The sequence below is a fragment of the Streptomyces sp. NPDC102514 genome (genome assembly GCF_055584525.1).
In genome coordinates, this window is the sequence record NZ_JBVJLW010000011.1 from 279,433 (window position 1) to 302,126 (window position 22,694).

The following is a 22,694-nucleotide window of genomic DNA, read 5'->3' on the forward strand; positions in this document are numbered from 1 at the left end:
CCCATCGTACGACGGTGATAGGCATCGCCTATGGAAACGAGCCATACCATGTCTTGGACCGATCGACCCCCTCGGCCGTAGCGTCGATCACATGGCTCTGGCAACGCGGACGGAACGAAAACCGTCCATGACGCGCACCATCTGGGACTCCTCCGTCGGCAAGAAGACCGTGATGGCCGTCAGCGGCCTGATCATGCTGGGGTACCTGGCCGTCCACATGCTGGGCAACCTCAAGATCTTCTTCGGCGAGGGCGAGTTCGACCACTACGCCCACTGGCTGCGCACCCTGGGCGAGCCCTTCCTCCACTACGAGTGGGCCCTGTGGATCGTCCGCGTCGTCCTGGTCGTCGCCGTCGTCGCGCACGCCGTGTCCGCGTACCAGCTCAGCCGCCGCGACATCGGGGCACGCCCCACCAAGTACGTGCACAAGAAGCGCCGCGCCAGTTACGCCACGCGGACGATGCGCTGGGGCGGGATCATCCTCGGCCTGTTCATCGTCTGGCACATCCTGGACCTGACCACCGGCACCGTCCACGCGAACGGCTTCCAGCACGGACACCCGTACCAGAACGTGATCGACACCTTCTCCACCTGGTACGGCAACGTCATCTACATCGTCGCGATGCTCGCGCTCGGCCTGCACGTCCAGCACGGCTTCTGGAGCGCCGCACAGACCCTCGGCGTGGGCAGCCGCACCCGTGACCGGGCCTTCAAGACCATCGCCAACGTGCTCGCCGTGGTCCTCACGGCTGGCTTCGTCGCCGTACCCGTGGGCGTGATGACCGGAGTGGTGAGCTGACATGACTGCTGAATTCGCCGGAACCACCGAGTTCGCCGGACACGGCACCTTCACCGAGTACGCGACCGGGGAACCGGTCGTCGACGCCAAGGCCCCCCAGGGGCCGGTGAACGAGCGCTGGGACACCCGCCGCTTCGAGGCCAAACTGGTCAACCCCGCCAACCGCCGCAAGCACACCGTGATCGTCGTCGGTACGGGACTCGCGGGCGGCGCGGCCGGGGCCACGCTCGCCGAACAGGGCTACCACGTCGTGCAGTTCTGCTATCAGGACTCCCCGCGCCGGGCCCACTCGATCGCCGCGCAGGGCGGGATCAACGCCGCGAAGAACTACCGCAACGACGGCGACTCGGTGCACCGCCTGTTCTACGACACCGTCAAGGGAGGCGACTTCCGCGCACGCGAGTCGAACGTGCACCGCCTCGCGCAGATCTCCGTGGAGATCATCGACCAGTGCGTCGCGCAGGGCGTGCCGTTCGCGCGGGAGTACGGCGGTCTGCTGGACACCCGGTCGTTCGGCGGGGTGCAGGTGTCCCGGACGTTCTACGCCCGCGGGCAGACAGGCCAGCAGCTCCTGCTCGGCGCCTACCAGGCCCTCAGCAGGCAGATCGCGGCCGGCACGGTGGAGATGCACGCCCGCACCGAGATGCTCGACGTGATCGTCGTGGACGGGCGGGCGCGGGGGATCGTGGCCCGCGATCTGATCACCGGGAAGATCGACACCTACTACGCGGACGCCGTCGTGCTGGCGAGCGGCGGGTACGGCAACGTCTTCTACCTGTCGACCAACGCCATGAACTCCAACGCCACCGCGATCTGGCGGGCGCACCGGCGGGGCGCGTACTTCGCCAACCCGTGTTTCACACAGATCCACCCCACGTGCATCCCGCGCACCGGTGAGCACCAGTCGAAGCTGACGCTGATGAGTGAGTCGCTGCGCAACGACGGGCGGATCTGGGTGCCCAAGGCCAAGGGCGACGACCGTCCGGCGGACCGGATCCCGGAGGACGAGCGGGACTACTACCTGGAGCGCATCTACCCGGCGTTCGGCAACCTCGTACCGCGGGACATCGCCTCACGGGCCGCGAAGAACGTGTGCGACGAGGGGCGCGGCGTCGGGCCCGGCGGGCAGGGCGTCTACCTCGACTTCGCCGACGCCATCGCGCGGATGGGCCGCAAGGCCGTGGAGGCCAAGTACGGCAACCTCTTCGACATGTACGCGCGGATCACCGCCGAGGACCCGTACAGCGTGCCGATGCGGATCTATCCGGCCGTGCACTACACGATGGGCGGCCTGTGGGTCGACTACGACCTGCAGACCACCGTGCCCGGCCTGTTCGCGATCGGCGAGGCGAACTTCTCCGACCACGGGGCGAACCGGCTGGGCGCGTCCGCGCTCATGCAGGGCCTCGCCGACGGCTACTTCGTCCTGCCGTCGACCATCAACGACTACCTCGCCCGCAACCCGCACCACGAGACCATCGACGACGAACACCCGGTCGTGCAGGAGGTGCTGGCCGACACCGAGGACCGGCTGCGGCTGCTGCTCGCCGTGGACGGCGACCGCACCCCCGACTCCTTCCACCGCGAACTCGGCGAACTGATGTGGGAGTTCTGCGGCATGGCCCGTACGGAATCGGGGCTGCGCAAGGCGTTGGAGCGCATCCCGCAGATCCGGGAGGAGTTCTGGCGGCGGATCAAGGTGCCCGGAACGGGCGAGGAGTTCAACCAGTCGCTGGAGAAGGCCAACCGGATCGTCGACTACCTGGAACTGGCCGAGCTGATGTGCCTGGACGCGCTGCACCGCGAGGAGTCCTGCGGCGGGCACTTCCGGGAGGAGTCCCAGACCCCCGACGGTGAGGCGGCCCGCCGCGACGAGGAGTTCTCCTACGCGGCCGCCTGGGAGTTCACCGACACCGGCGGGGCGCCCGTCCTGCACAAGGAAGACCTCGTCTTCGAGTACGTCCACCCCACCCAGCGGAGCTACGCATGAAGCTCACCCTGCGCGTCTGGCGGCAACAGAACGCCGACGCCGACGGAGCGATGTCCACCTACGACGTGGACGGCATCTCGGCCGACATGTCGTTCCTGGAGATGCTCGACACCCTCAACGAGGAACTCATCCTCGCCGGTGACGATCCCGTCGCCTTCGACCACGACTGCCGTGAGGGCATCTGCGGCGCCTGCTCGCTGGTCATCAACGGTGACGCGCACGGGCCCGAGCGCACCACGACCTGTCAGCTGCACATGCGGTCCTTCCAGGACGGGGACACGATCGACATCGAGCCGTGGCGGGCCTCCGCGTTCCCCGTCGTCAAGGACCTCGTGGTCGACCGGTCCGCGTTCGACCGGATCATCCAGGCCGGCGGGTACGTCAGCGTGCCGACCGGGGCGGCGCCGGAGGCGCACGCCACGCCGGTGCCGAAGCCCGACGCGGACTTCGCGTTCGAGCACGCCGAGTGCATCGGGTGCGGGGCGTGTGTGGCCGCCTGCCCCAACGGGGCCGCCATGCTGTTCACCTCGGCGAAGGTGAATCATCTGAATGTGCTGCCCCAGGGGGCTCCTGAGCGGGAGACGCGGGTGCTGGACATGGTGGCGCAGATGGATGAGGAGGGGTTCGGGGGGTGCACGCTCGTGGGGGAGTGTGCGACTGCCTGTCCCAAGGGGATTCCCTTGTTCTCCATCACCGGGATGAACAAGGAATGGCTTCGGGCCGGCCGGAAGGCCGCGAAGCGGTAGGGCTGGCCGCCCGTTTGTGAACTGGCTTCGGGTGTGTGTCGGGTGCGGGTGCGTGGGGGCTGGTCGCGCAGTTCCCCGCGCCCCTGAAAGACGAAAGACTGCGCCGTTCCCCGCGCCCCCAAAGGCAAAGGATTGCGCCGTTCCCCGCGCCCCTGAGGGTGAAGGGCCGGGTCGTTCTCCGCGGGTCTGAAGGCGAAAGATTGCGCCGTTCCCCGCGCCCCTGAGGGTGAAGGGCTGCGTCGTTCCCCGTGCCGCAAGCGGAGCGCCACCCCTGGGATTCAGCAAGCTCACACTCGCGCTCTCTCCGTGGGTTACTCGGCGGTCAGCCGGGGTCGGAAGAACAGGAGCGCACGGACCTGTGCAGCATGGTCCGTCGCGCCGCTCCGCCGCATCCGGCCTGTGACCAGGAGAGAGCCATGACCGGCGTTTCCACGCTCGACAGCCCCCCACTGTCGACGGCACCCACCCGCTACACCGTCACCCTCGCCCGCGACGAGTCCGACGTCCGGGACGCACAACGACTGCGCCACGACGTCTTCGCCGGCGAGATGGGCGCCCTGCTGGCCACCTCGCAGCCGGGCCTGGACGTCGACGCCTTCGACGCGTACTGCGACCACCTGCTCGTGCGCGACACCACGACCGGCCAGGTCGTCGGCACCTACCGGCTGCTGCCGCCCGAGCGCGCCGCGGTCGCCGGGCGGCTCTACTCGGAGAGCGAGTTCGACCTCGGCCCCCTCGCCGCGATCCGCCCCGGCCTCGTCGAGGTCGGCCGCTCCTGCGTCCACCCCGACCACCGCGACGGCGCCGTCATCGGTCTGATCTGGGCCGGTATCGCCCGCTACATGATCGACGGCGGCCACGAATGGCTGGCGGGCTGCTGCTCCATCCCGCTCGCCGACGGCGGCACTCTCGCCGCGGGCACCTGGGACCGGGTGCGGGACAAGCACCTGGCCCCCGAGGAGTACCGCGTACGGCCGCTGCTGCCCTGGAACTCCGAGGGTGTCGCCCGGGCGGGCCGCGCCGAACTTCCCCCGCTCCTGCGCGGCTATCTGCGGCTCGGTGCCTGGGTTTGTGCCGAGCCGGCCCACGACCCGGACTTCGGCGTCGCCGACCTGTACGTGCTGCTGTCGATGCGCCGGGTCAACCCGCGCTATCTGCGGCACTTCCTCTCCCTCGTGCCCGCGTGATGAGCACGTCCCGCATGGGCGTGCTCCTGCGTCCCCGCCGGGGCCCGGCGGCCCACGCCGGCCCGGACGGGCCGCCTTTCCCGGGCCCGCCGCGCCCGGGCATGGGAAAGGTGCCCAGCCCGCGCCGCGGCGGTTCGCAGGTCGCCTCCCGCCCCACAGGGGCACGCCCGTCCGGGGCGCGTCCGGCCACCCCTCCGGCGAGCGCATGGCTGCCCAGCGCCCCGTGCACCCCGGGGGTCTGCGTGGAGTCGGTACGGGCGGTCGCCGCCGTGCCGCGTGCCGTGCTGCGGCTGGTCTCGCTGCTCGTCGTGGTCGCCACCGGGATCGCGCTGATCCCGGTCGTCGCGCGCATTCCGGCGGGCCTGCGCGACCGGCTCATCAGACGGTGGTGCCGGACGATCGTGCGCGCCGCGGGTGTGGAGCTGCGGACCACCGGCGCGGCCCCGCCCACCGGGGGCCTGCTGCTGGTGGCCAACCACATCTCCTGGCTCGACATCCCGCTGCTCGCGGCCGTCCGGCCCGCCCGGATGCTCGCCAAGGCGGAGATCCGGCGGTGGCCCGTGGCCGGGGCGCTCACCGCGAGCAGCGGCGCGCTGTTCATCGAACGCGACCGGCTGCGCGCGCTGCCCGAGACGGTCGGGCGGATCGCGCAGTCCCTGCGTGACGGCGGGGCGGTCGTGGTCTTCCCCGAGGGGAGCACCTGGTGCGGCCGGGCCCAGGGCCGGTTCCGCCGGGCCGCCTTCCAGGCCGCCCTCGACGCGGACGCGGCCGTCCAGCCGGTGGGCCTCCAGTACCGGCACGACGGGGGCGCGGTCAGCACCGCACCCGCGTTCGTCGGCAGCGACTCCCTGCTCACCTCCGTGTGGCGGGTCGTCTCGGCCCGCGACCTCGTGGCCGAGGTGCAGGTCGGGCCGCTGCTCCCGCCGGGCTCCGCCCCCGACCGGCGGACCCTCGCCCGGGCCGCCGAAACGGTCGCCGTCCACTCCGTCCGCGCCGCGCACCCGCTCACCCGCGCTCGCGTGAACACGGAAGCGCACGCACACCTCTGACGGTCCGTCACCTGACCGGGGTACCGTCCCCGCATGTATCCCGGAGCGTACGACCCCGCCAGGACGGCCGTCGTCACCGCCGACGGCGGCCGTGCTCTCACCTACGGCCGGCTGGAGGACCGTTCCCTGCGGCTCGCCGACCATCTGCGGTCCGCCGGACTGCGCGTCGGCGACCATCTGGCGCTCCTCGCCGACAACGACCCGCGCGTCCTGGAGGTCTACTGGGCGGCACTGCGCTCCGGCTTCTACCTGACCGTGGTCAACCACCACCTGACCGCCGAGGAGGCCGCCTACATCGTCCGCGACTGCGGGGCGAGGGCGCTCATCGTCTCGGCACCCCTCACCGAACTCGGGCGTGGTGTGCGCGAGTTGGCGCCGGACACCGCACTGCACCTGAACTTCGACGACGGCTCGTACGAACGCGCCCTCGCCGACGCCTCACCCGAACCCCCGGCCCACCAGCCCCGCGGCGTCGACATGCTCTACTCCTCCGGCACCACGGGCCTGCCCAAAGGCATCGCGCCGACGCTCCCCGAGGGGGACGTCCGCGAGGAGATGAGCATGTACCAACTGCTCTTCCAGCCCATGTACGGCTTCGGCGAGGACACCGTCTACCTCTGCCCGGCCCCGCTCTACCACGCGGCGCCCCTGCGCTTCAGCTTCGTGGTGACCGCGACCGGCGGCACGGTCGTCCTGATGAACTCCCTCGACTCCTTCGACCCGCGCGACGCGTTGGCGGCGATCGAACGGCACCGCGTCACGCACAGCCAGTGGGTGCCCACCATGTTCGTACGGATGCTGAAGCTGCCGGACGAGGTGCGCGCCGCGTACGACGTGTCGTCGACGAGGGTCGCCGTCCACGCCGCCGCGCCCTGCCCCGTCGAGGTCAAACGCCGGATGATGGACTGGTGGGGGCCCGTCCTGTACGAGTACTACTCGGCGACCGAGGCCAACGGGATCACCTTCGTCGGCCCCGAGGAGTGGCTGCGCAAGCCCGGGACGGTGGGCCGCGGCGGATTCCTCGGCGAGCTGCGGATCTGCGACGACGACGGCAAGGTGCTGCCCGTCGGCGAGACCGGGACCGTGTACTTCGAGCGCGACGAACTCCCGTTCCGCTACCACAACGACGAGGCCCGCACCCGGCAGGCACAGCACCCCGAACACCCGAACTGGACGACCACCGGGGACATCGGGCACGTCGACGAGGACGGCTATCTCTTCCTCACCGACCGCCGGGCGTTCACCATCATCTCCGGCGGCGTGAACATCTACCCGCAGGAGATCGAGGACTGTCTCACCCTGCACCCCCAGGTCGCCGACGTGGCGGTCGTCGGCGTACCGGACCCGGAGATGGGCGAGGCGGTCAAGGCCGTCGTCCAGCCGGCCCCCGGCGCGACCCCGGGACCGCGGCTCGCCCGCGAACTCCTCGACTTCGTGCGCGACCGCATCGCCCACTACAAGGCGCCCCGCAGTGTGGACTTCACGGACGCGCTGCCGCGTACGCCTACGGGCAAGCTGGCCAAGTCAAGGCTGCGGCAGGCCTATTGGGACTGAGAGCCGTCCGGCTCCAGCGGGCCGCTCCGGGGCAGCGCACGCGCGAGGTACGGGGCCGTCGCGCTCCCCGCCGCCCGCGCGACCTCCGCCGGAGGCCCCGCCGCCACGATCCGTCCGCCCGCGTCGCCGCCGCCGGGGCCCAGGTCGATCACCCAGTCGGCGCCCGCCACCACCGCCATGTCGTGCTCCACGACCACGACGCTGTGCCCGCCGTCGACCAGACCGTGCAACTGCCGCATCAGCACCTCGACATCGGCCGGGTGCAGACCGGTCGTCGGCTCGTCGAGGAGGTAGAGCGTGTGGCCCCGGCGTACGCGCTGGAGTTCGCTCGCGAGCTTGATGCGCTGTGCCTCGCCGCCGGACAGCTCGGTCGCGGGCTGGCCGAGCCGCAGATAGCCGAGGCCGACGTCGAGGAGCGTGGCGAGGCTGCGGGCCACGGCCGGGGTGTCCGCGAAGAAGCCGGCGGCGGCCTCGACCGTCAGGTCCAGCACCTGCGCGATGTTCTTGTCCCGGTACGTCACTTCGAGCGTCTCGGGGTTGTAGCGCGCCCCGCCGCAGTCCGGGCACGGGGCGTAGGTGCTCGGCAGGAAGAGCAGCTCGACGCTGACGAACCCCTCGCCCTGACAGGTCTCGCACCGCCCGCCAGGGACGTTGAAGGAGAACCGGCCGACCCCGTACCCGCGACGGCCCGCCTCCTCCGTCCCGGCGAAGACCTTGCGCACGACGTCGAAGAGACCCGTGTACGTGGCCAGATTCGAGCGGGGCGTACGGCCGATGGGCTTCTGGTCGACGCTCACCAGCCGTCCCACACCCGGCAGTTGCTCCGTGATCTCCCCGATGAGCGTGGACTTGCCCGAGCCGGAGACACCGGTGACCGCGGTGAGGACACCGAGCGGGAACTCGGCCGTCGTGTCGCGCAGGTTGTGGCGGTTCACCGGCCCGGCCTTCAACCAGCCTCGTGCCGCGCGGACTTCGCGTACCGGAGCGGGGGAGCGGTCGAAGAGGAACCGGCCCGTCGCGGACCCGGTGACGTGCTCCAGCTCCGCCACCGGGCCGCTGTGCAGCACCTGCCCGCCGTGCTCGCCCGCCTTCGGGCCCACGTCGACCAGCCAGTCGGCGCCGCGCACGACGTCGAGGCTGTGCTCCACGACGAACACCGAGTTGCCCGCCGCCTTCAGCCGGTCCAGGACCGTGAGCAGGGCCTCGGTGTCCGCCGGGTGCAGTCCGGCGGACGGCTCGTCCAGGACGTAGACGACCCCGAAGAGCCCGGAGCGCAACTGCGTGGCCAGGCGCAGCCGTTGCAGCTCGCCCGCCGACAGGGTCGGGGTGGACCGGGCGAGGCTGAGGTAGCCGAGACCCAGTTCGGTGACGGGGGAGATACGGGCGAGCAGGTCCTCCGTGAGGACACGGGCCGTCTCCGAACCACCGTGATCCGCCAGGGAGCCGGCCAGTTCGACGAGCGGCAGCGCGGCAAGCTCCGCGATGGTCCGGCCCGCGAAGGTCACCGCGAGCGCCTCGGGCCGCAGCCGGCTGCCACCGCACAGCGGACAGGGCGTCGCGGCGAGGAACCGCTCCGCCTTCGCCCGCAACGTCTGACTCCTGGAGTCCGAGAACGTCTTCAGGACATAGCGGCGTGCGCTCATGTACGTGCCCTGGTACGGGCGTTGGATGCGCCCCGCGTCCCGTACCGGATGGACCGTCACGACCGGCTGCTCGTCCGTGAAGAGGATCCACCCGCGCTGCCCGGCGGGCAGGTCGCGCCACGGCCGGTCGACGTCGTACCCCAGCGTGTCGAGGACGTCGCGCAGGTTCTTGCCCTGCCAGGCGCCCGGCCATGCGGCGATCGCGCCCTCCCGGATCGACAGCGCCAGATCGGGGACCAGCAGTTCCTCGGTCGTGCGGTGCACCTGGCCGAGCCCGTGGCACTCGGGGCAGGCCCCGGCGGCGGTGTTCGGCGAGAAGGAGTCCGAGTCGAGCCGTTCGGCGCCCGGCGGGTACCGGCCCGCGCGGGAGAACAGCATCCGCAGGGAGTTCGAGAGGTTGGTGACCGTACCCACCGAGGAGCGAGAGGTGGGCGTCGACCGCCGCTGCTGGAGCGACACCGCGGGCGGCAGTCCGCTGATGTCGCCGACCTTAGGCGCCCCCACCTGATGGATCAGCCGCCGCGCGTACGGGGCCACCGACTCGAAGTACCGCCGCTGGGCCTCCGCGTAGATCGTCCCGAAGGCCAGCGACGACTTCCCGGACCCGGACACCCCCGTGAACACCACCAGCACATCCCGCGGGATGTCGACGTCGACCCCCTGAAGATTGTGCTCACGGGCACCCCGCACGCGGACGTACGGGTCATGGGGGCTGTGCATGGGGTGACTCCAGAGGTACGGCGAGCGGGGCAGTACCGATGATGCACGGTGCGGCAGGGCGCGCCCGTAAGGGGCGCGGGGCTGTGACATTTTGCGGCTCCGCCGAGTGGGCGCGACCAGCACCAGCCTGCCCGCACTCACCCCACAAACCCGAGGTCACCCCAGTGGAACACTCATACCGGCTCCAGCCCCACAACCCGCGCCAGCCGCCGGAACGAGTCCACCAGCCCCTCCCGGTCGTACGTACTGGTCGTGACCAGCACCTCGTCCGCAGAGGTCTCCTTGATCACCGTCGACAGCTCATGGGCGACCTGCTCCTCGGTCCCGGCGATCTGACCGGAGAGCCCGGACTCGTAGAAGCCCCGCTCCTTCTCCGTCATCGCCGGCGTCAGCGACTCGACCCGCTCGGCGGACGGCAACGGCGGAAACGTACCGTGCGTGCGTGCGTACGCCATCGACCACGCCTCCGGCAGCAGCAGCCGCCGTGCCTCCTCCGGCGTCCCCGCGACCGCGACCGTGCCCGAGATGACGACGTACGGCTCCGACGCCCACACGGAGGGCCGGAACGTCTCGCGGTAGTGGTCGATGCCGCGGCGCATCTTCTCGCGGTTCCTGATGTCGCCGATCACCATGGGCAGCCCGGCCCGGGCGGCGATCGTCGCGCCCTCGCCCATGGCCAGCACGAACGGTGGCACGGTCAGACCCTCGGCGGGGCGTGCGCGCACCCCGGTCGGGGACGTGCCGCGGAACCAGCCCAGCAGCTCGTCGAGCTGCGCCGCGAAGTCGTCGGCCACGTCCTTGTCCCGGCCCAGCGCCCTGCGTACGCCGTCCGTGAACCCCACGGACCGGCCCAGACCCATGTCGATACGGCCGGGGAAGAGGGATTCCAGGACGCCGAACTGTTCCGCCACCACCAGGGGCTGATGATTGGGCAGCATCACCCCGCCCGTGCCCACCCGGATCGAGCGGGTCGCGGCGGCGACCGCGGCGGCCAGGACGGTCGGCGCGGAACCGGCGACGCCCGGTACGCCGTGGTGCTCCGAGACCCAGATCCGGTGGTAGCCGAGCCCCTCCAGCTCCCGCGCCAGCCGGACGGTGTCGCGCAGCGCCTCGGGGGCACCGTGGCCCTCCCGGGTGCGCGAGCGGTCGAGGACGGAGAAGCGGGTCCGGTGGTCCTGCTGGTGCGACATGGCTTCTCCGTCGGCCTCTCCGCTGGAAGGAACGGGGTGGAAGCGCTGTGCTCCTTCGTCTGTCTCAACAGTCGTTTCGCCGATTTCTTCCGGGTGGGTTTCGGCAGGGTGGCGAATGACGGGAAAAAGATGGACACGATGAGGCCCCGCTGAGGGATCGACCCCTTCATTTTTGGGCCGGGATGCACTTAACGTTGCGCCATGGACACTCGATCACCGCGGATCGCCGGTGCGCCCATCTCGTGGGGCGTGTGCGAAGTACCCGACTGGGGTTACCAGTTGACGCCCGAGCGCGTGCTGAAGGAGATGCGCGAGGTCGGCCTCGCCGCCACCGAGTTCGGGCCCGAGGGCTTTCTGCCCGGCGAGCCTGCGGCCATGGCGCAGGTCCTCGCCCACCACGACCTCCAGGCGGTCGGCGGCTTCACCCCGCTCCTGCTGCACGTACCCGGGCATGATCCGCTGCCCGAGGTCGACACGCTCCTGGAGAGCTATGCCGCGTCCGGGGCCGACGTCCTGGTCCTGTCGGCCGTCACGGGGCAGGAGGGGTACGACTCCAGGCCCGAGCTGGACGCCGACGGCTGGAAGCTGCTGCTGTCCAACCTGGACCGTCTGACCGCGCTGGCCGCCGAACGGGGCGTGCAGGCGGTACTGCACCCGCACGTCGGCACGATGGTCGAGAACGGCGAGGAGGTCCAGCGGGTGCTGGAGCACTCCGCGATCTCGCTCTGTCTCGACACGGGCCACCTGCTCATCGGCGGTACCGACCCCGCCGAGCTGACCCGGCAGGCCCCCGAGCGGATCGCCCACACCCATATGAAGGACGTGGACGCCGCCCTCGCCGCCAAGGTCCGGTCGGGCCGCCTCAGCTACACGGACGCCGTCCGGGACGGCATGTACCGGCCGCTCGGCGCCGGTGACGTGGACGTCCGGGCCATCGTGAGCCACCTCGGGGCACGCGGCTACGACGGCTGGTACGTCCTGGAGCAGGACACCATCCTCACCGACGAGCCCGCCGGCAAGGGGCCCGTCGACGACGTGTGGAGCAGCGCGGAATTCCTGCGCTCGGTGCTCCGCGACGCACGACAGTGATGCGCTGAAGCAACCGCTGAAGCCGCCAGGAAGAGAAGAGGCAGGACCGCTCAGGGCGTGGACGGAAGAGCCGTCCGCGGCCTGAGCGGCAGCCCCGCACTCCGGTAGCAGTCGTCGATGAGACGCATCGTGGCGAGCGCGTCATCGGCGTCCAGCCGCAGGGGCACGCCCCTGCGCAGATGCGCCGCGAACGCTTCGAGCTGATAGGTGTACGAGGACCGGCGGCCGAGCATCTCGACGCGCTCGCCCGAGGCCGTACGGACCCGGACCCGGTCGTCCAGATGCGGCTGGACGAAGTTCACCGCCGTCGCCTCACCGTGCGAGCCCACGATCCGGCAGCTCATCTCCCACCCGTCGTGCGCCATGTGGCAGCGGGCCGTACCGGTGGCGCCGCCCGGGAACTCCAGGTCCGCGTCCAGCCATTCGTCCACCCCGGGCGCGCCCACCCGTTCGCCGCCGCGCGCCGCGACGAGCCGCGGGACGCCGCCCGCCCAGGGCGCGAGCACCCGCTGGGCGTGCAGGCTGTAGCAGCCCAGGTCCATCAGGGCGCCGCCCGCGAGGGGCAGCGACCAGCGCGGGTCCGTGTCCGGCGGGGCCGGCATGACCATCGTGGTCTCCACATGCCGCAGCTCGCCCAGCTCCCCGCTCTCCAGCAGCTCGTGCAGACGCCGGGTGACCGGGTGGAACAGATAGTGGAAGCCCTCCATGAAGACCGTGCCGGCCTTCGCGACGGCGTCCCGGACCTCGGCGGCCTCCTCGGTGTTGCTCGCCGAGGGTTTCTCGGTGAGCACATGCTTGCCCGCGGCGAGCGCGGCGAGGTTCCAGGGCGCGTGCAGGCCGTTGGCGAGGGGGTTGTAGACGACCTCGACCGCCGGGTCGGATACGACGTCGGCGTACGAGTCCAGGACCCGTTCGACGTCGTGCTCGGCGGCGAAGGCCTCGGCGCGGGACCGGTCGCGGGCGGCCACCGCCACGAGACGGTGGCCGGTCACCCGGGCGGGTCCCGCGATCGACAGCTCGGCGATACGGGCCGCGCCCAGCACCCCGATCCGCAGGGGTTCCTCCGTCATGCGGTGCGCACCTCTTCCAGTCGTACGGGCCGGTGCTCGCGCAGCGACAGCGTGCAGGCCTCGGCGATCCAGCTCGCTTCGAGGGCGTCGGCCACGGTGCAGGGGGAGGGCCGGGAGCCCGCCACGACCTCGGTGAACGCGGTGAGTTCGGCGCGGTAGGCGGCGGCGAAGCGGTCCATGAAGAAGTGGTGCGGGGGCCCGGCGGGGAAGGTGGCGCCCGGCTCGACGGACCGCAGCGGCAGCTTGTCCTCCAGGCCCACGGCGATGCTGTCCAGCATGCCGTGCACCTCCAGGCGGACATCGTAACCGCGGGCGTTGTGACGGGAGTTGGAGATGACACCGATCGTGCCGTCGTCGAAGGTGAGCAGCGCGGAGGCGGTGTCGGCGTCGCCCGCCGCCGCGATGAAGTCCGCGCCCCGGTTGCCGCCGGTCGCGTACACCTCGACGACCTCGCGGCCGGTGACCCAGCGCACGATGTCGAAGTCGTGCACGCTGCAGTCGCGGAAGATGCCGCCGGACACGGCCACGTACGCGGCGGGCGGCGGCGCGGGGTCCAGGGTGGTGGACCGCACGGTGTGCAGCAGACCGAGTTCACCGCTCACCACGGCCTGGCGCGCGGCGACACAGCCCGCGTCGAAGCGCCGGTTGTAGCCGATGTGCACCTCGACCCCGCCGGCCTCCACCGCGCGCAGCACTTCGAGGCTCTCCTCGACACCGCGGGCCACGGGCTTCTCGCAGAAGACCGGGATGCCCGCCTTGACGGCGGCGAGGAGGAGTTCGGGGTGGGCGTCGGTCGCGGCGGCGATCACGACTCCGTCGACGCCGGCGGCGAACACCGCGTCGGGGGAGTCCACGGCCGTGGCCCCGAACCGCTCGGCGGCCGACGAGGCCGCCGCGGCGACCGGGTCGGTCACCACGAGCGAGTCGACCGCTTCGAGTCCGGCCAGGGTCTCCGCGTGGAACGCGCCGATCCGGCCCAGCCCCATGATGCCAATACGCATGCGAATCTTGCTCCTTCAACCCAATGGTTCAGCCCAGAGGTTCAACCCGGAGGTTCAGCCCCGAGGGCGGTTCAGTCGAGCCCGCCGAAGACGGTCTGGTCCCAGTCGATGACCGAGCCGGTCACCACACCGCTGCGATCGGAGAGCAGGAGGACGACGAAGTCGGCGATCTCGTCGACCTGTCCGAGCTTGCCCATCGGCAGGGCCGCCGCGGCCTTCTCCCGCCAGTCGTCGCCCGCGTCGTGGAAGGCGCGCTGGGTGGCGTCCTCGCCCTCGGTGTCCGTCCAGCCGATGTTCAGGCCGTTGATGCGGATCCGGTCCCAGCGGTGCGCGTGGGCCGCGTTGCGGGTGAGCCCCGCGAGACCGGCCTTCGCCGTGGAGTACGGCGCCAGATGCGGCGGGCCGCCGTGCGCGCAGTTCGAGATGATGTTCACGACCGTGCCGGGCGCCTTGCGGGCCGTCATGTCGGTGACCGCGGCCTGCATCGCGAAGAACGGCGCCCGCAGATTGATCGCCATGTGCGCGTCGAACAGTTCCGGCGTGGTGTCCAGGAGCGAACCGCGTGACGTGAGCCCCGCCGCGTTGACCAGGCAGTCGATACGCCCGTACGTGTCCACGGTCCGGACCACGCTGTCGCGCGCCTGCGCCGCGTCCGCCAGGTCGGCGCGTACGAAACGGGCGCCGGTGTCCGCGGCGAGTTTCTCGCCGACCTCGGCCCGGCGTCCGGTGAAGACGACGGTCGCGCCCTCGCGCAGGGCCGCGCGGACGATCCCCGCGCCCACTCCCTGGCTGCCGCCGTTGACGAGGACGACCTTGTCCTCAAGAAGTCCCATGAGTGCGTTGTCTCCTTCGGCTCAGGCTTCGGCTCCGGCGGCGCCACTGTCAGTCTTGTGAACGAAAGGCCGTCATACAATCCGCAGAGAGCCATCAAAAGTCCGTCATTTGCAGCGGGGGCCGTCGTGCGCCATCCATATCCGATCAGGGAGATCGCCCGTCAGGCCGGTCTGAGCGAGGCCACGGTCGACCGCGTCCTCAACGACCGCGGCGGCGTACGGGAGAGCACCGTCATGGAGGTGCGCCAGGCCATCAAGGACCTGGACCGCCAGCGGACCCAGGTGCGCATCGGCGGCCGCACGTTCATGATCGACATCGTGATGCAGACGCCGGAACGGTTCTCCACCGCCGTACGGGACGCCCTGGAGGCCGAACTGCCCTCCCTGCACCCCGCCGTGGTCCGGTCGCGCTTCCACTTCCGGGAGACCTGCCCCGCCTCGGACCTGGTCGTGACCCTGGACAAGATCGCCAAGCGCGGCTCGCAGGGCGTGATCCTCAAGGCGCCGGACCTGCCGGAGATCGTCGCCGCCGTCAGCCGGCTGGTCGCGGCGGGCATCCCCGTCGTCACGCTGGTGAGCGATCTGCCCAGCAGCGCGCGCATGGCGTACGTGGGGATCGACAACCGGGCGGCGGGCGCCACCGCCGCCTATCTCATCGGGCAGTGGCTCGGCGACCGGCCGGGCAACGTGCTCGCCACGATCAGCCGGGGCTCCTTCCGCGGCGAGGAGGAGCGGGAGATGGGTTTCCGCAGCGCGATGCGGAGCGCGCAGCCCGGAAGGTCCCTGGTGGAGGTCACCGACAGCGACGGGCTTGACGCCACCCAGCGGGACCTCGTCCTGGACGCCCTCAAGCGGGACGAGGACGTCATCGCCGTCTACTCGGCCGGCGGCGGCAACGCGGCGACCCTCGACGCGTTCGGCCTCCTCGGCCGGGAGTGCGCGGTGTTCATCGCCCACGACCTGGATCACGACAACACCGGCTTCCTGCGCGAAGGCCGGCTGTCCGCCGTGCTCCACCACGACCTGCGCCAGGACATGCGGCGCGCCTGCCAGACCATCATGCGCGCGCACAAGGCGCTTCCCGACGAAGGCCCCTTCCTGCCGTCGGCGATCCAGGTGGTCACGCCGTACAACATGCCGCCGGGTGTGCCGCTCGCGTCGGCCGGGCCGTTCGGCGTCTGACACCTGAGGAGCGGGCCCCGGGAGACCCCCGGGTGAGTTCAGCCGTGCCCCGCTGTCTGCATATGTGGATGGTGTCTATAGGGTGGAACGACAGTGTGTGGCGGGCCAGGACGCCACCGCACCCGTGGAGACAAGAGGGTCACGTGCAAGCGCTCATCGCCGGAGCCGACCCCGGACGCGTCCTGCTGCTCCTTGCCGCCGGTGTCGCCTCCGGGATCGCCGGTTCCATCGCCGGTCTGGCCTCGCTGTTCAGCTACCCCGCGCTCCTCGCCGCGGGCCTGCCGCCCGTGGCGGCCAATGTCACCAACACCGTGGCGCTCTTCTCCAACACCGTCGGAAGCGCGGTGGGCGCCCGGGTCGAACTGCGCGGCCAGCGCGCCCGGCTGATCCGGCTGGGCCTCGCGGCGGCACTGGGCGGGGCGATCGGCGCGGCCCTGCTCCTCGGCACACCCTCGTCGACGTTCGAGCTGGTCGTACCGTGGCTCGTGGCCCTCGGCTCGGTACTGATCCTGATCCGTGAGCCCCTGCGGCGGCTGACCGCGCGCCTCAGCGCCGGCCCGGCCTCGTCCGTACCCGGGCTCCCCCTGGCCTGTGCCGTACTGCTGGTCGGTCTGTACGGCGGCTACTTCGGCGCGGCGGCGGGCGTCCTGATGCTCGCCGTGCTCTCCCTGTCCGCGACGGAACCGCTGCCCGTGACCAACGCGGTCAAGAACATCGCCACCGGCGCCGCCAACGTCACCGCGGCCGTCGCCTACGCCTTCCTCGCCCCGGTCGACTGGAGCGCGGCCCTCACGCTCGGCGTGGGCTGCTTCGCGGGCGCCTGGATGGGACCCGTGGTCGTACGGCGACTGCCCGAGGCCCCGCTGCGCATCGCGATCGCCCTCGCCGGCTTCGGACTCGCGTGGACCCTGTGGCGGGACGCGACCGCGTCCTGACCGGAGGGGAGCGGCGTTTCGAGGTGACCGAAGCGGGGCCCGAGCTGGCCGAAGCGGCGTTCTAGGGTGGCCGCTGTGACGAACAACAGCACGCCCCTCGCCGTCTTCGACCTCGACGGCACGCTCGCCGACACCGCGCACCGGCAGCGGTTCCTGGAGCAGAAGCCGCGGAACTGGGACGCCTTCTTCGCCGCGGCGCCGCACGATCCGCCCCTGGCCGAGGGCGTGGCACTGGCCCTGGAGCACGCCGAGGAGTGCGAGGTCCTCTATCTGACCGGGCGGCCCGAGCGCTGCCGCAAGGACACGCTGGCCTGGATCGCCGCCCAGGGCCTGCCCGAGGGCCGCGTCCGGATGCGGCGCAACGACGACCGCAGGCCCGCCCGGCGCACCAAGCTGCAGATCCTCCACGAACTGGCCCGCAACCGCGAGATCGGGGTGCTCGTGGACGACGACGAGCTGGTGTGCGAGGACGCCGAACGCGCCGGATTCACCGTCGTACGGGCCCGCTGGGCCGCCGCGTCGGCGGCGCTTGAGGAAGCGCAGGAGCGCGACGGGCGGACGTGACGTGCACCGGCCCCTCCCGAACGTGCGGGGAGGGGCCGGTGCACGTCACCCGGTGCACGTCATGTGCCGGCACTCGTGCTTGTGTTCGTGCTCGTGCTTGTCGATCACGGGCGGCCGTCAGGCCGAGTCCTCCAGGCGGAAACCGACCTTCAGGCCGACCTGGTAGTGCTTGACCTGACCGTTCTCGATCTGCCCGCGCACCTGCGTGACCTCGAACCAGTCGAGGTTGCGCAGGGTCTGCGAGGCCCGGGAGACGCCGTTGCGGATCGCCTGGTCGATGCCCTCGTGCGAGGTTCCGACGATCTCGGTGACCCGGTAGGTGTGGTCGGACATGCGGGTGCTCCTCTCCGCCGTGGCCCGTGTGCCACGTGTCGTTCCACGGTGCCCCACGAGGCGGGGGACCGCGAGATGTGGGCCCGGGGGACACGGATTCCGGCGGGCTCCGGTCCGGTGCGGTTCACCGGGCCGTGCTCAGCGACAGCGCGAACCTCCCCTCGGCGTCCGTCCACCAGTGGGTGAGTTCGAGTCCGGTCGCGGCCAGTTCTCCGCGTACGCCCGCCTCGCGGAACTTCGCCGACACCTCGGTGCGCATCTCCTCGCCCTCGGCGAACTCCACGGCGATGTCGAGCGCCGGGATCTTCACGGTCACGGCCGACAGGGCCCGCAGCCGCATCTCGATCCACTCCTCCTCGGCGTTCCAGCGGGCGACATGGCTGAACCCGTCGGGGTCGAAGTCCGCGCCGAGCTCGCGGTTGACGACGCTCAGCACGTTCTTGTTGAACGCGGCCGTCACCCCCGCCGCGTCGTCGTAGGCCGCGACGAGCACCGACTCGTCCTTCACCAGGTCGGTGCCGAGGAGCAGGGCGTCCCCGGGCGACAGCAGGGACCGTACCGACGCCAGGAACGAGGCGCGTTCGGCGGGCAGCAGATTGCCGAGCGTGCCGCCCAGGAACACGACGAGCCGCGGGCCGGGCGTGTCGGGCAGCGTGAGACCACCGGTGAAGTCGGCGATCAGCGCGTGCACGTCGAGCGAGGGCCGCTCGGTGGCCAGCGCCTCACCGGCCTGCCTGAGCGCGCTCTCGCTCACGTCCACCGGCACATAGGTGTGCAGCGCGGGCAGTGCGTCGAGCAGGTGCTTCGTCTTCTCGGACGAGCCCGAGCCCAGCTCGACGAGCGTGCGCGCGCCGGTCGCCGCGGCGATCTCCGGCGCCCGGGCCACGAGGATCTCGCGCTCGGCACGGGTCGGGTAGTACTCGGGCAGCGCGGTGATCTTCTCGAAGAGCTCACTGCCGAGCGCGTCGTAGAACCACTTGGGCGGGAGCGTCTTCGCAGTGCGGGTCAGGCCGTGCAGGACGTCGGCCCGCAGGGCGGCGTCCGTGGCGTCCTCGGGCAGCGTGCGGGTGACCAGGAACGGACTCACGTACGGGGCTCCTTGCTCGGAACGGATGCGCTCGGTACGGACGTGCTCGATGCGGGGGTGCCCGGGGCGGAAGCGCCCGGGGCGGAAGCGTTCGCCATGGATGCCACGGGTGCGTCGATGTCCTTCAGCGGGGTGAGCAGGACGTCCGTGCGGCTCGCGGCGAGCAGCGTGCGGTCCGGCACCTCCTGCCAGTGCGGATCGTCGTCGTACGGCTCGGACGCGACGACGGTGCGCCGGCCGGGCTCGGTCAGATACCAGAGCGTGTCGCCCCACGCGGTGGCGGCGATCACCTCGCCGTTGGTGAGCAGCAGGTTGAGGCGGGAGCCGGGGGCCGCCGCCGCCACGTCGAGAACCGTGTCGGCGAGGGCCTGCCCCTCCTCGTCACCGCCGCGCAGCCGGTTCAGGACCAGCGCCCAGACGAGCGCCGAGTCGCAGCGCGCCTCCATCGACAGCAGGTCCGCGGCGGGCAGCGTCCCGGCCAGCGGCGCCAGCGAACGCGGCCAGCCCGCGATCGCGCCGTTGTGGCTGAACAGCCAGGTGCCCGCGGCGAACGGCGCCGCCGCGGCCTCCCCGTCCGCCCCCGCCAGGGTCGCGTCCCGCACCGCGGCGAGCAGCGCGCCCGAGCGCACCACCCGCGCGAGGTCGGCGAAGGACTGGTCGCCCCAGATCGGCCCGGTACGCCGGTAGCGCCCGGGGACCGGGTCGTCCTCGGCGTACCAGCCGACGCCGAAACCGTCGGCGTTGACGGTCCCGTGCCGCTGGCGCCGGGGCGCCCACGACTGGCGGTACAGGCTGTGGGCCGGGTCCACGAGGAGCCGCCCCAGCGGCTCCTCGGGCCCCAGGTATGCCAGATGACGGCACATCAGACGCTGTCCGGGGCGGCGTCCCGGGCGGTACGGAACCCGGAGAAGATCTGCCGCCGGACCGGATAGTCCCAGTTGCGGAACGTCCCGCGGCAGGCCACCGCGTCCACGGCGAACGAGCCGCCGCGCAGCACCTTGTGCTCCGACCCGAAGAACACCTCCGAGTACTCCTTGTACGGGAAGGCGTGGAAGCCCGGATAGGGGAGCAGCTCGCTGGACGTCCACTCCCACACGTCACCGATCAACTGCCGTACGCCCAGCGGTGACTGGCCCTCCGGATAGCTGCCGGCCGGGGCCGGGCGCAGATGGCGCTGGCCGAGGTTGGCGTGCTCGGGCGTGGGGTCGGCGTCGCCCCACGGATAGCGCGTCGAGCGGCCCGTCTCCGGGTCGTGCCGCGCCGCCTTCTCCCACTCGGCCTCGCTGGGCAGGCGCCGCCCCGCCCAGCGCGCGTACGCGTCGGCCTCGTACCAGCTGACGTGCAGGACGGGCTCGTCGGGCGGTACGACCTCGGTGGCGCCGAAGCGCCGCCGCAGCCACTGCCCGCCGTCGCGGCGCCAGAACAGCGGCGCCCCGATGGAGTGTTCCCGGATGTGGGCCCAGCCCTCCGGTGCCCACCAGCGGCGGTCGGTGTAGCCGCCGTCGGCGATGAACGCCTGGTACGCCTCGTTCGTCACCGGGGTGGTGTCGATGAAGAACGGCGGCACCAGACGCGCGTGCGCCGGCCGTTCGTTGTCCAGCGCCCACGGCTCGGTGGACGTGCCCATCGTGAACGGGCCGCCCGGGACCAGCACTTCGGCCGGCCCGCCGAACGCGGGTACGGGCATCGGGTCCGGAGCCGTCAGGGCCACCGGGCCCCGGCGGAGCTGATGGGTGATCAGCATGGTCTCGTCGTGCTGCTGTTCGTGCTGGGCGATCATGCCGAAGGCGAACCCGGCTTCGGTCAGCCGGGCGCCGGTGCCTTCGAACGCGGTGCTCTCCAGGATGTCGAGCGCCCGCCCGCGCACCTCGGCGGCGTAGGTGCGGGCCTCCGCGGGCGGCAGCAGCGGAAGCGAGGGCCGCTCGGCGCGCGGGTGCTGGAACGCGTCGTACAGGCCGTCGATGTCGGGCCGCAGCGCGTCACGGCCGGCGACCGTCCGCAGCAGCCACAGCTCTTCCTGGTTGCCGATGTGCGCGAGGTCCCACACCAGCGGGGACATCAACGGCGAGTGCTGCGCGGTCAGTTCGGGGTCCTCGACGCAGGAGGTCAGCAGTGCCGTGCGCTCGCGGGCCGTGAGCAGCGCCGCCAGCGCACGTTTCCTGAGCGCCTCCGGGTCGTCGAACGTGGTGCCGGTACCGGGGTCGGTCATGGGCGGAAGTCCTTCCCGCTGAGCAGGTGTTCTGTGCCGTGTTCTGTGCTGTGTCCCGTGCCGTCCTCCGAGCCGCGGCCCGTGCTGTGTCCCGCGCCCTGTCCGGCGCCGAGGAGCGTGCCGTGGTCCGGATGACCGGAGTCGGCGGCACGGTCCAGCAGGTCGTCGGCGGGACACCGGCCCCGGGCGACGAAGCGGTCGGTGAACTCCGCGACCGCCCGCTGCACCTCGGTGCTCGCGCCGATCCTGGGCAGCGCGTCGGCAGCCGCCGCGAAACAGGTCACGGCCGCCTCCCGCAGCTCCGGGTCGGCCAGGCCCGAGCGGGCGGCGGTCGTCCACAGCGGGTTGAGCGGAGCGGGCAGCGCGCCGGCCCGTTCGGCGAGGGGTTTCACCGTCCGGTAGGCGGTCTCGGCGGCCTCCGGGTCGTCGAACAGCGCCGTCGTCACGGCCAGTGGCACGATCCAGCCGTCGTCGCCCGGCTGCGCGTCGATCATGCGCAGCTCCAGATGCCCGCGCGGCCGGACCGGCGGGAACAGGGTCGTCTGGTGGTAGTCGAGGTCCTCCCGGCCGGGCGGAGCGTCGGACCGGGTCCACTCCCGGAAACTCAGCCCCTCCGGTACGGCCCAGGGGCCGCTGGGCGCGCGCACGCACATCACCGGCGCGTCCAGGACGTGCCGTGCCCAGGCGGCCCGCGGGTCGCCGTCGAGGGGCGGGGCGCTGGTGCGGCCCGGATCCATCGCTGCCCACAGGGACTGCCGGGTGGAGCGCCAGCCCGTGGGCCGACCCCGGGCCATCGGGGAATTGGCGAAGGCGCCCACCAGCACCGCGCCCAGCTGATGGGCCAGCCACCAGCGCCGTCCGAGACCGAGCGGTCCCGGTTCCTCGTACCCGGCGTCCAGGCAGACCTGGACGGAGGCGGAGGAGCACATCATGGCGCGGCCCTCGGGGCCCGCGCGGTCGAGACAGGTCTCCATGGCGTCGTAACGCGGCTCATGGAGGAACCGGGTGGGTTCGTTCCAGGGGTCCTGGCCCAGTCCGCAGAGGGCGAGACCCGCCTCACGCAGTACACCGCGTACGGCGTCGAGGTCGGCGGAGACGGAGGCGATGCACTCCATCAGGGAGGCGGCGGGTGCGGAGCTGAGCTCCAGCTGTCCGCCCGGTTCGACGGTGACCGCCGAACTCAGGGGCAGGGCCCGCACTGCGGCGTAGGCCGCTTCGCGACGTTCAGGTGGTACGGGGAGCCGCGGGGAGCGCGGCTCGTGGACGAGCCATTCGAGTTCCACACCGAGGAAGCGAGGCGGTCCGGTTTTGAAGCATATGCCTCGGACCAGTGCCTCCACTTCGGCCTCGGTGACGGCGGAGCGGCGTGGCTCCGTACAGTCACTCACCGAATCGGACATGTCGGGATCCTCCTGAGATTCCATCCATGCCGTCGGGTCCGGCTTCGGATGGGCCGGCCCGACAGACGCTCGTCCCACCCAAGACCCTTGAGTCGGTTCGCACAAGGGTGCGT

At 71.7% G+C, this 22,694-nt stretch carries 20 protein-coding genes; 10 read left to right on the forward strand and 10 right to left on the reverse strand.

The window, feature by feature from the left end; all coding sequences use genetic code 11:
* Positions 1–91 precede the first annotated feature (91 nt).
* The 6 genes from ACZ60E_RS27185 (at position 92) to ACZ60E_RS27210 (ending at position 7,325) form a co-directional block, all read left to right on the forward strand.
* Entirely contained in the window at positions 92–799 is a 708-nt protein-coding gene (locus tag ACZ60E_RS27185; RefSeq protein WP_453790359.1) for a succinate dehydrogenase, read from the forward strand.
* 1 nt (position 800) lies between these two features.
* Positions 801–2,789: a fumarate reductase/succinate dehydrogenase flavoprotein subunit gene (locus tag ACZ60E_RS27190; protein WP_453790358.1), complete on the forward strand. Its 1,989-nt coding sequence runs from the start codon at positions 801–803 to the stop codon at positions 2,787–2,789.
* Positions 2,786–3,535: a succinate dehydrogenase/fumarate reductase iron-sulfur subunit gene (locus tag ACZ60E_RS27195; RefSeq protein ID WP_384805656.1), complete on the forward strand. Its 750-nt coding sequence runs from the start codon at positions 2,786–2,788 to the stop codon at positions 3,533–3,535. Before ACZ60E_RS27190 ends, ACZ60E_RS27195 begins: the two co-directional genes overlap by 4 nt.
* Positions 3,536–3,951: 416 nt before the next feature.
* Positions 3,952–4,722 carry a GNAT family N-acetyltransferase gene (locus tag ACZ60E_RS27200; protein WP_385838058.1) on the forward strand — a complete coding sequence of 257 codons (771 nt, stop codon included), beginning with the start codon at positions 3,952–3,954 and terminating at the stop codon, positions 4,720–4,722.
* Between the two features lie 242 nt (positions 4,723–4,964).
* Positions 4,965–5,771 (forward strand): lysophospholipid acyltransferase family protein, encoded by an 807-nt coding sequence (locus ACZ60E_RS27205; RefSeq protein ID WP_469443818.1) that lies wholly within the window; start codon positions 4,965–4,967, stop codon positions 5,769–5,771.
* Between the two features lie 33 nt (positions 5,772–5,804).
* Positions 5,805–7,325, forward strand: a complete 1,521-nt coding sequence (locus ACZ60E_RS27210) for an acyl-CoA synthetase (RefSeq protein WP_469443820.1) — start codon at positions 5,805–5,807, stop codon at positions 7,323–7,325.
* Here ACZ60E_RS27210 and ACZ60E_RS27215 read toward each other — a convergent pair.
* A complete protein-coding gene (locus tag ACZ60E_RS27215; RefSeq protein WP_469443821.1) occupies positions 7,313–9,688 on the reverse strand; it encodes an ATP-binding cassette domain-containing protein in 2,376 nt (791 codons plus the stop codon). The two genes, ACZ60E_RS27210 and ACZ60E_RS27215, sit on opposite strands and share 13 nt — an antisense overlap.
* Before the next feature lie 173 nt (positions 9,689–9,861).
* Positions 9,862–10,878, reverse strand: a complete 1,017-nt coding sequence (locus tag ACZ60E_RS27220; protein ID WP_469443822.1) for an LLM class flavin-dependent oxidoreductase — start codon at positions 10,876–10,878, stop codon at positions 9,862–9,864.
* 201 nt (positions 10,879–11,079) lie between these two features.
* Between ACZ60E_RS27220 and ACZ60E_RS27225 the strand changes: the two genes are divergently transcribed.
* Entirely contained in the window at positions 11,080–11,967 is an 888-nt protein-coding gene (locus ACZ60E_RS27225) for a sugar phosphate isomerase/epimerase family protein (RefSeq protein WP_384805668.1), read from the forward strand.
* A 50-nt stretch (positions 11,968–12,017) separates the two neighbouring features.
* On the opposite strand, the gene ACZ60E_RS27230 is transcribed toward ACZ60E_RS27225, so the two are convergent.
* From ACZ60E_RS27230 to ACZ60E_RS27240, 3 genes are all read right to left on the reverse strand, one after another.
* Positions 12,018–13,037 (reverse strand): Gfo/Idh/MocA family protein, encoded by a 1,020-nt coding sequence (locus ACZ60E_RS27230; protein ID WP_469443824.1) that lies wholly within the window; start codon positions 13,035–13,037, stop codon positions 12,018–12,020.
* A complete protein-coding gene (locus ACZ60E_RS27235) occupies positions 13,034–14,038 on the reverse strand; it encodes a Gfo/Idh/MocA family protein (protein ID WP_384805672.1) in 1,005 nt (334 codons plus the stop codon). Before ACZ60E_RS27235 ends, ACZ60E_RS27230 begins: the two co-directional genes overlap by 4 nt.
* Before the next feature lie 71 nt (positions 14,039–14,109).
* Complete coding sequence (locus ACZ60E_RS27240; protein ID WP_384805674.1) at positions 14,110–14,871, reverse strand: SDR family oxidoreductase; 762 nt, start codon at positions 14,869–14,871, stop codon at positions 14,110–14,112.
* Between the two features lie 126 nt (positions 14,872–14,997).
* On the opposite strand from ACZ60E_RS27240, the gene ACZ60E_RS27245 reads away from it, so the two are divergent.
* The 3 genes from ACZ60E_RS27245 to ACZ60E_RS27255 all read left to right on the forward strand — a co-directional run bounded on the left by ACZ60E_RS27245 (position 14,998) and on the right by ACZ60E_RS27255 (position 17,552).
* Positions 14,998–16,053 (forward strand): LacI family DNA-binding transcriptional regulator, encoded by a 1,056-nt coding sequence (locus ACZ60E_RS27245; RefSeq protein WP_469443826.1) that lies wholly within the window; start codon positions 14,998–15,000, stop codon positions 16,051–16,053.
* A gap of 143 nt (positions 16,054–16,196) precedes the next feature.
* Positions 16,197–16,988 carry a sulfite exporter TauE/SafE family protein gene (locus ACZ60E_RS27250; protein ID WP_469443827.1) on the forward strand — a complete coding sequence of 264 codons (792 nt, stop codon included), beginning with the start codon at positions 16,197–16,199 and terminating at the stop codon, positions 16,986–16,988.
* A gap of 75 nt (positions 16,989–17,063) precedes the next feature.
* Positions 17,064–17,552 (forward strand): phosphatase domain-containing protein, encoded by a 489-nt coding sequence (locus ACZ60E_RS27255; protein ID WP_469443828.1) that lies wholly within the window; start codon positions 17,064–17,066, stop codon positions 17,550–17,552.
* A 117-nt stretch (positions 17,553–17,669) separates the two neighbouring features.
* Here ACZ60E_RS27255 and ACZ60E_RS27260 read toward each other — a convergent pair whose 3' ends face one another.
* The 5 genes from ACZ60E_RS27260 to egtA form a co-directional block, all read right to left on the reverse strand.
* Positions 17,670–17,885: a dodecin gene (locus ACZ60E_RS27260; protein WP_107019416.1), complete on the reverse strand. Its 216-nt coding sequence runs from the start codon at positions 17,883–17,885 to the stop codon at positions 17,670–17,672.
* 124 nt (positions 17,886–18,009) lie between these two features.
* Positions 18,010–18,972, reverse strand: coding sequence for an L-histidine N(alpha)-methyltransferase (gene egtD, locus ACZ60E_RS27265; RefSeq protein ID WP_384805683.1), 963 nt, complete (start codon positions 18,970–18,972; stop codon positions 18,010–18,012).
* A complete protein-coding gene (gene egtC, locus ACZ60E_RS27270) occupies positions 18,969–19,835 on the reverse strand; it encodes an ergothioneine biosynthesis protein EgtC (protein WP_469443831.1) in 867 nt (288 codons plus the stop codon). The genes egtD and egtC overlap by 4 nt, the downstream gene beginning before the upstream one ends.
* Complete coding sequence (gene egtB / locus ACZ60E_RS27275; protein WP_469443833.1) at positions 19,835–21,181, reverse strand: ergothioneine biosynthesis protein EgtB; 1,347 nt, start codon at positions 21,179–21,181, stop codon at positions 19,835–19,837. The genes egtC and egtB overlap by 1 nt, the downstream gene beginning before the upstream one ends.
* Positions 21,178–22,581, reverse strand: coding sequence for an ergothioneine biosynthesis glutamate--cysteine ligase EgtA (gene egtA / locus ACZ60E_RS27280; RefSeq protein WP_469443834.1), 1,404 nt, complete (start codon positions 22,579–22,581; stop codon positions 21,178–21,180). The genes egtB and egtA overlap by 4 nt, the downstream gene beginning before the upstream one ends.
* Positions 22,582–22,694 lie beyond the last annotated feature (113 nt).

Bases quoted from the DNA above. Each gene is read 5' to 3' on its own strand.
- ACZ60E_RS27185 (WP_453790359.1), top strand. From the start codon at position 92: ATGGCTCTGGCAACGCGGACGGAACGAAAACCGTCCATGACGCGCACC.
- ACZ60E_RS27190 (WP_453790358.1), top strand. From the start codon at position 801: ATGACTGCTGAATTCGCCGGAACCACCGAGTTCGCCGGACACGGCACC.
- ACZ60E_RS27195 (WP_384805656.1), top strand. From the start codon at position 2,786: ATGAAGCTCACCCTGCGCGTCTGGCGGCAACAGAACGCCGACGCCGAC.
- ACZ60E_RS27200 (WP_385838058.1), top strand. From the start codon at position 3,952: ATGACCGGCGTTTCCACGCTCGACAGCCCCCCACTGTCGACGGCACCC.
- ACZ60E_RS27210 (WP_469443820.1), top strand. From the start codon at position 5,805: ATGTATCCCGGAGCGTACGACCCCGCCAGGACGGCCGTCGTCACCGCC.
- ACZ60E_RS27215 (WP_469443821.1), bottom strand. From the start codon at position 9,688: ATGCACAGCCCCCATGACCCGTACGTCCGCGTGCGGGGTGCCCGTGAG.
- ACZ60E_RS27220 (WP_469443822.1), bottom strand. From the start codon at position 10,878: ATGTCGCACCAGCAGGACCACCGGACCCGCTTCTCCGTCCTCGACCGC.
- ACZ60E_RS27225 (WP_384805668.1), top strand. From the start codon at position 11,080: ATGGACACTCGATCACCGCGGATCGCCGGTGCGCCCATCTCGTGGGGC.
- ACZ60E_RS27230 (WP_469443824.1), bottom strand. From the start codon at position 13,037: ATGACGGAGGAACCCCTGCGGATCGGGGTGCTGGGCGCGGCCCGTATC.
- ACZ60E_RS27235 (WP_384805672.1), bottom strand. From the start codon at position 14,038: ATGCGTATTGGCATCATGGGGCTGGGCCGGATCGGCGCGTTCCACGCG.
- ACZ60E_RS27240 (WP_384805674.1), bottom strand. From the start codon at position 14,871: ATGGGACTTCTTGAGGACAAGGTCGTCCTCGTCAACGGCGGCAGCCAG.
- ACZ60E_RS27260 (WP_107019416.1), bottom strand. From the start codon at position 17,885: ATGTCCGACCACACCTACCGGGTCACCGAGATCGTCGGAACCTCGCAC.
- egtC (WP_469443831.1), bottom strand. From the start codon at position 19,835: ATGTGCCGTCATCTGGCATACCTGGGGCCCGAGGAGCCGCTGGGGCGG.
- egtB (WP_469443833.1), bottom strand. From the start codon at position 21,181: ATGACCGACCCCGGTACCGGCACCACGTTCGACGACCCGGAGGCGCTC.
- egtA (WP_469443834.1), bottom strand. From the start codon at position 22,581: ATGTCCGATTCGGTGAGTGACTGTACGGAGCCACGCCGCTCCGCCGTC.